Below are 1,068 nucleotides of genomic sequence, written 5' to 3' on the forward strand. Positions count from 1 at the left end.
TTTGACGCCGATGCCGCATTGCAGGCGTACGTTGTGGTCGGTGTGCAGGGCGCTGACGATGGCGCCCATGGCGGTGCCCAGTGGTCCGGCCAGTGGTGTGGGGGCGGTTTCGATGACGGTGGTGTCGAGGCCGAGGGTGTGGGCGGTGGAGGCGACTTCGGCGCCGATGAAGCCGGCGCCGATCACGACGAGTTTTTTGCCGGGGGTGAGTTCGTTGCGCAGGGCGCGGGCGTCGTCGAGGGTGCGCAGTGTGTGTACTGCGGCCAGGTGCTGGGTGCCGGGCAGGGTGCGTGCGGCGGCGCCGGTGGCGATGACGATGCCGTCGGCGCGGATGTGGCGTCCGTCGGCGAGGCGGATGGTGCGCTCGGTGTGGTCGAGTGCGGTGGCGCGGGTGCCGAGCAGCCACTGTGCCTGCAGGTCCTCGTCGTCGGTCTCGAGGGCGAGGTCGGTTTCGTCGAGGGTGCCGGCGAGGAATTCCTTGGACAGGGGTGGCCGGTCGTAGGGGCGGTGGGGTTCGTCGCCGATGATGACGAGCCGGCCGTCGTAGCCCTGTTTGCGCAGTGAGCGGGCGGCTGACAGGCCGGCCAGTGAGGCGCCCACCACGGCCACTGTCCTCATGGGGTGGTCCCGGCGAGGCGTGCGGTGATGCAGGGCGGCAGGTTGGGTGCGGCGGCGGACAGCCGGACGTGGATCATGCCGTCCTGGACGACGACCTCGTGGGTGCGGACGGGGAGTTTGGCCGGTGGGGCGTCGACCGCGCCGGTGCGCAGGTCGAACTTCGAGGCGTGCAGCGGGCATTCCACCTCGCAGCCCTCCAGCCAGCCGTCGGCGAGCGAGGCGTCCTGGTGGGTGCACGTGTCGTCGATGGCGAAGAGCTCGCCGTCCTCGGTGTGGAACACCGAGACCGGCGGATCGAGCTCGAGCCGGAGGGCCTCTCCTCGCGGGAGATCCGCCAGAGGGCACGCGGGAATCAACATGACCACCTCGGTGCGTATAGCGAAACTGATTGCGGTAAGCGCAACATCAGTCTGGAGTCGCCCACAACCCTTGTCAAGGCATGCAGAGGGC

The 1,068-nt window shown here is 69.5% G+C and carries 2 protein-coding genes; both read right to left on the reverse strand.

Features of this window, described 5'->3' with window-relative positions; genetic code table 11:
* The coding region (locus ACH5AC_RS38485; RefSeq protein ID WP_398866999.1) for an NAD(P)/FAD-dependent oxidoreductase at window positions 1–618 on the reverse strand (618 nt) is incomplete at its 3' end.
* The gene (locus ACH5AC_RS38490; protein ID WP_398867000.1) at window positions 615–977 is read right to left on the reverse strand and encodes a bifunctional 3-phenylpropionate/cinnamic acid dioxygenase ferredoxin subunit; all 363 of its coding nucleotides are present in this window, start codon (window positions 975–977) and stop codon (window positions 615–617) included. The genes ACH5AC_RS38490 and ACH5AC_RS38485, both read right to left, overlap by 4 nt.
* Between the last annotated feature and the right edge of the window lie 91 nt (window positions 978–1,068).

This window comes from Streptomyces sp. NPDC018693, assembly GCF_044391385.1.
Lineage (GTDB): Bacteria > Actinomycetota > Actinomycetes > Streptomycetales > Streptomycetaceae > Streptomyces.